Genomic DNA, 4,981 nt, shown 5'->3' with positions numbered 1-4,981 from the left:
GTTATGAGTCCGGTCGGTGGTCTAGAGGGCCAGGGCGGCGGCGACGGCGGCGGCGGTGCTGCGGGTGTGGGTCAGGGATACGCGCCAGGCGCCGACTCCGAGCTCGGCGGCGCGCGCGGCCGCCTTGCCGTCGAGCTTGATGTGAACGGCTCCCCCCTCGTCCCGGCCGACCTCGATCTGGTCGAAGCGCAGCCCCTGGGCGAGTCCCGCGCCGAGGGCCTTCATCACGGCCTCCTTGGCGGCGAAGCGGGCGGCGTAATGCTCGGCGGGTTTGGCTTTGGACTCGCAGTAGTTCCGTTCGGCGGGAGTGAAGAGCTCCCCGATCAGCTCCGGGGTCAGCCGCCGGGTGAAGTTGTCCAGTTCGACGAGGTCGAGACCCAGGCCCAGGAGTTTCATGTCGGCGCTCGTGTCGTTGAGCTAGCCTTTAGATAATAACGATTTGGGCTTACGCTGTCCAGTCTCGAACCGCCGGGGGGGCGGGCGGGGTGTTTCGTTCCGCCCGAAGGTCGAGTCTTGAGCCCGGCGGCGGGGTCAGTTACACTGGACGGGGACGCTGGCGAGGGAGGCGGCTTGGCCGAGAAGGCGGAGTTCAAGGATCAGCACCTGGAGCATTGGGAGAGCCACCGGGCGCTGCACAAGGCGATCAACCGGATCGCCGATCATTACCTGCCGCTGATCCTCGAGCTGGGCCGGCGCCCCTTGACGCTGGATGAGCTGGAGGATTTCACCCGGCGGCAGCGGATCCTCTACGGCCGGGACTGGGAGTCGGGCCGACGACGCAGGGTCACCCTGGAGGGTTTCCTGGAGCGCACCACCGACGCCGGGATCATCGAGCGCTCGGGTCAGACCTACCGGCTGACCCCGGCGGGCGGGGAGCTGGAGCGCCATGTCGCCGCCGCGGTGCCCTACTTCGTGGACAAGTTCCTTTCGCCCCGCGGCGCGGCCCGGGCGACGATCATCGTCCACGTCCTGCTGAGCGCGGTGAAGCTGTTCATCGGCTTCCTGTCGGGTTCGGCGGGGCTGATCTCCGACGGCATCGACAACACCGGCGACACCCTGGCCGCGGTGCTGGTGGCGCTGGGCATCCGCTACGACAAGCAGCGGTTGACCTCGATCTTCATCATCGTGCTGATGTTCGTCAGCGTGGTGGGGGTGGGCTGGGCGGCCTGGGGCAAGATCGCCGCGCCGGAGCCCGTCGAGCTGCCCTGGCTGACCCTGGCGGTCTCCCTGGCCGCCGGGCTGCTGATGCTCGTAGTCTCGGCCTACCAATATTTCGTCGGCATGCGCCACGGCAACTTCGCCCTGATCTGCCAGGCCGTCGACAGCCGCAACCATTTCCTCACCTCCCTGCTCGTCGCCGGGGGCGTGGGGCTGTCGATGCTCTCGCGGGCCTGGGACGCCGCCTGGCTGGTCTACGCCGACGCCGGCGCCTCGGTCATCATCGGCTTCCTGATCGCCAGAAGCGCCTTCGAGCTGATCGGCGAGCTGCGCTCCAGCGGCGGGGAGGACGGCGCCGGGGTGCGCCACTTCCTCGGCCGGGGGATGGGCAAGTGGCTGGCGACGCTGACCGAGCGCTTCATCCGCTACGCCCTGGCCGCCGGGCCACGCTCGCCGGCGGAGCTCCAGGACGAACTGAGGTCGTTTATCAGCGAATGGCGGCCGCGTTTCCACGCCATGATCGACTTCGGCCGGGGCTTCATCGAGAGCGCACCGGCCCTGGTGCCGGAGCGGCTGGAGGCCCTGCGCGAACGCGGGACGGTCGTCCGTGGTGACGACGGCGCCTACACCCTAAGCGACGACCACTAACGACAATCCTTAACGAGGAGATAACGATGCGCGTCGAGATACGACACCTGGAGGGATTGACCTTCATGGGCCGCGGGGAGACCGGGGCTAGCTGGGTACCCCTGGACGGTCCCGTCGACAAGGGCGGTTCGGCCTCCGGGCCCCGCCCGATGGAGCTGCTGCTGATCGGCCTGGGCGGCTGCAGCGGCATGGACGTCTACAGCATCCTGGGCAAGATGCGCCAGCCCGTGGCCGGCTTCAGCATCGACATCGACGGCGAGCGGGAGGAGGACTACCCCAAGCCCTTCAACAAGATCCACCTGGTCTACCACGTCTTCGGCGACGGCCTGGACGAGGACAAGGTGCGCGAGGCCGTCCGGCTCTCCGAGGAGCGCTACTGCGGGGCGATGGCCTCGCTGAAGGCCGAGTTCAGCTCCGAGGTGCGTATCAAACCCGCCGACGAGCGTCCGGGGCTGCCGCCCAAGCGCAAAAAGCGTTGAGACAGCCGATCTGTCAGGGGCGGGAGTTCAACCCCCTCCGCAGCTCGCCCGTGCCGGCCCGGGGTTTTCGACGTACCGCGGGTTTGCGGTTGACGATTGAGTTGGAACCCATCGGCCGGCACCGATGGCTGGAGCCCCGCGCTCCGCGGTAAAATGGAATGGAGCTGCGGTGTAGGTGTACGAACGGCGGGGATCGTAAACCCCGCCGTTCGTCGTCGACACGGTTGCGTCGGCCGGATCTGCCTCTCCCGGGAAGGGGGGATCGGTTTCCGCGGGGTCGGGTCTGCCGAACCGTTCGCTGTCTTTGCGAGACCGGATGCTAGAAGAAGTAGCCGGCCTCCACGCTGAACAGATAGCCGCCCATCGTCGAGGAGGGGTCGAGGTAGTAGTCCTGATCGTCGTCCTCCTCGTCCTCGATGTAGAGCTTGCGGTCGACATCGATGCCGCCCTGGAGCCAGCCGCCTTCGAGACCGACCATGAAGTCGCCGAAGTAGAAGGCGGCGCCGAGGGTGCCGCCGAAGCCGACGCCGCTCCATTCGCAACTGGCGCGGTACCAGACGTCGGTGCGCGTCTCGCGGCTGGGGTCGATGTTCTCGGGGGATTGGCTGGCGCCGTAGTAGGCGAAGAAGGGGCTGAGGGTGATGTCGATCCAGTCGCCGCGCAATAGGGAGATGGGCATCTGGAAGGCCAGGAAGTAGTGCTTGATATCGAGGTCGAACTCGCTTTCCATCCGGCCTTCGTCCTCATAGGCGAAGGTGTCCTTGGACCAGGCGAACTGGACGCCGAGCTTGAACCACTCGCGGATGGGGAACTGTAGCCGGGCGGAGTAGGCCAGCAGGTGACGGTCGATGAATTCGTAGGTGGGGATCTCCTTGGACACCAGGTCGGCCACGACGATGGAGGTCTGGTAGGGCAGGTAGACGGTGCCGACGGAGAGCTGGAAGTAGCGCTCGTCGAAGAACTCCTCGGCGAGGACGGGTGCGGTGATCAAAGCGGTCAGCAGCAGGATGAGCAGGGTTTTCTTCATGGCGATCCCTCGTCTGGTGGGGTGGGACCCGGTTAGGCTCCGTCGCAGAAGCGCAGGCGGCGGAAGCGGCGCTTACCGACCTGGAGGACGACGCCGTCATGGGCGGGGCCGAACTCGAGGTCGACGTCGGCGACCTTTTCACCGTCGAGGCGGACGGCCCCCTGCTGGATCAGACGTCGCGCTTCACCGTTGCTCTTGGCGAAGCCGATGTCCTTCATTACGGCGCAGATCCAGTTCTCGTCCTGCTTGACGGTGTAATCGCCGATCTCATCGGGCAGTTGTTTTCGGCGGACGACTTTGGTGAAGTGTTCCTCGGCGGCGGCGACGGCGGCGCGTCCGTGGTAGAGGCGGACGAGTTCCCGGGCCAGGCGGGCCTTGGCGTCGCGGGGGTTGAGCTCCCCGGCGGACATCTCGCGCTCGAGGTTGCGCACCTTAGCGGGCGCCACGTCGGTGGTCAGGGTGAAGTAGCGGACGATCAGCTCGTCGGGGATGCTCATCGTCTTGCCGTAGATCTGCTCCGGGGGCTCGTTGATGCCGATGTAGTTGCCCAGGGACTTGGACATCTTCTCGACGCCGTCGGTGCCCTCGAGCAGGGGGACGGTGACCACGATCTCGGGCTCGAGATCGTGGCGTTTCATGATCTCCCGGGTGGTGACGAAGTTGAAGAGCTGGTCGGTGCCGCCGATCTCGAGGTCGGATTTCAACTGGACGGAGTCGTAGGCCTGGGCCAGCGGATAGAGGAACTCGTGGATGTAGATGGGCTTGCCGTCCTCGAAGCGCTGCCGGTAGTCGTTGCGCTCCAGCATCGCGGCCACGGTGTAGGTGGCGGCCAGACGGATGACGTCGGAGAAGTGCAGGGCGTCGTTCCACTGGGCGTTGAAGCGGATGGTGGTCTGCGCGGGGTCGAGAATCTTGAAGACCTGCTCCTCGTAGGTGCGGGCGTTGGCGCGGACCTCGTCGACGGTCAGCGGTGGGCGGGTTTTGGAGCGCCCCGTCGGGTCGCCGATCATCCCGGTGAAGTCGCCGATGACGAAATCGACGTGGTGGCCGAGGTCCTGGAACTGGCGCATCTTGCGCAGGGGGACGGAGTGGCCGAGGTGGATGTCCGGCGCGCTGGGGTCGGCGCCGTACTTGACGCGCAGTGGCTTACCGGCCGCTCGGGCCTTCTTCAGCCGTTCGGCGAGTTCTTCGGCGGTCAGGCAATCCACCAGACCGAAGGTCAGCAGGTCCAGTTCTTCTTGCAGGCTGTGCTCCATGCAGAAATCCGTGGGAGAGGCTCCGTGCGCTCGGGGGTGCCGTAGTTGGCTTCGGGTGTGAAGTATCTGCTAGATTGTCGACGGTTCTGGTATGCTACCACAGCGGGCCCGCCGGCGCAATCGTCGGGACGCGGTTGGGGCCGGCCGGCCGGGTTAGACCACTCCGTCGGTAAGATGTTGAAGACGTCTTCCAGTGTGCTGGGGTGCCCCGTGCGCGGGTTGTCATTCATCAACTGCACCTACGGGGCAAGATACTAAAAAAGGGGGCGACTGAGGAATCATCGCCCCTGCGGATATCTCGACGCTGTAGACCCGCCCCTGCAGGGGCGGAGTTTTTTCATCCCACCCGGGGCCGCCTCGAATAAACGTTTTACCGCACGATAACGACTCGAAGCCGTTAGTCGCCCAGGGCC

Annotated in this window: 5 protein-coding genes; 2 read left to right on the top strand and 3 right to left on the bottom strand. The window is 66.1% G+C overall.

Annotated features, from left to right (window positions below; all coding sequences use genetic code 11):
- Positions 1–21: 21 nt before the first annotated feature.
- Positions 22–396: a holo-[acyl-carrier-protein] synthase gene (gene acpS / locus GF399_05025; GenBank protein MBD3399676.1), complete on the bottom strand. Its 375-nt coding sequence runs from the start codon at positions 394–396 to the stop codon at positions 22–24.
- A 54-nt stretch (positions 397–450) separates the two neighbouring features.
- Between acpS and GF399_05020 the strand changes: the two genes are divergently transcribed.
- Both GF399_05020 and GF399_05015 read left to right on the top strand, forming a co-directional pair.
- The gene (locus GF399_05020; GenBank protein ID MBD3399675.1) at positions 451–1,806 is read left to right on the top strand and encodes a hypothetical protein; all 1,356 of its coding nucleotides are present in this window, start codon (positions 451–453) and stop codon (positions 1,804–1,806) included.
- A 26-nt stretch (positions 1,807–1,832) separates the two neighbouring features.
- Entirely contained in the window at positions 1,833–2,285 is a 453-nt protein-coding gene (locus GF399_05015) for a hypothetical protein (protein ID MBD3399674.1), read from the top strand.
- Positions 2,286–2,604: 319 nt separating this feature from the next.
- Here GF399_05015 and GF399_05010 read toward each other — a convergent pair whose 3' ends face one another.
- On the bottom strand, positions 2,605–3,312 hold the full coding sequence (locus tag GF399_05010) for a hypothetical protein (protein MBD3399673.1): 708 nt from the start codon (positions 3,310–3,312) through the stop codon (positions 2,605–2,607).
- Positions 3,313–3,344: 32 nt separating this feature from the next.
- The gene (locus GF399_05005; protein ID MBD3399672.1) at positions 3,345–4,568 is read right to left on the bottom strand and encodes a tyrosine--tRNA ligase; all 1,224 of its coding nucleotides are present in this window, start codon (positions 4,566–4,568) and stop codon (positions 3,345–3,347) included.
- Positions 4,569–4,981: the final 413 nt, after the last annotated feature.

The sequence above is a fragment of the Candidatus Coatesbacteria bacterium genome, from assembly GCA_014728225.1.
GTDB lineage: Bacteria > RBG-13-66-14 > RBG-13-66-14 > RBG-13-66-14 > RBG-13-66-14 > WJLX01.
This window is presented reverse-complemented; position numbering and strand designations above follow the sequence as displayed.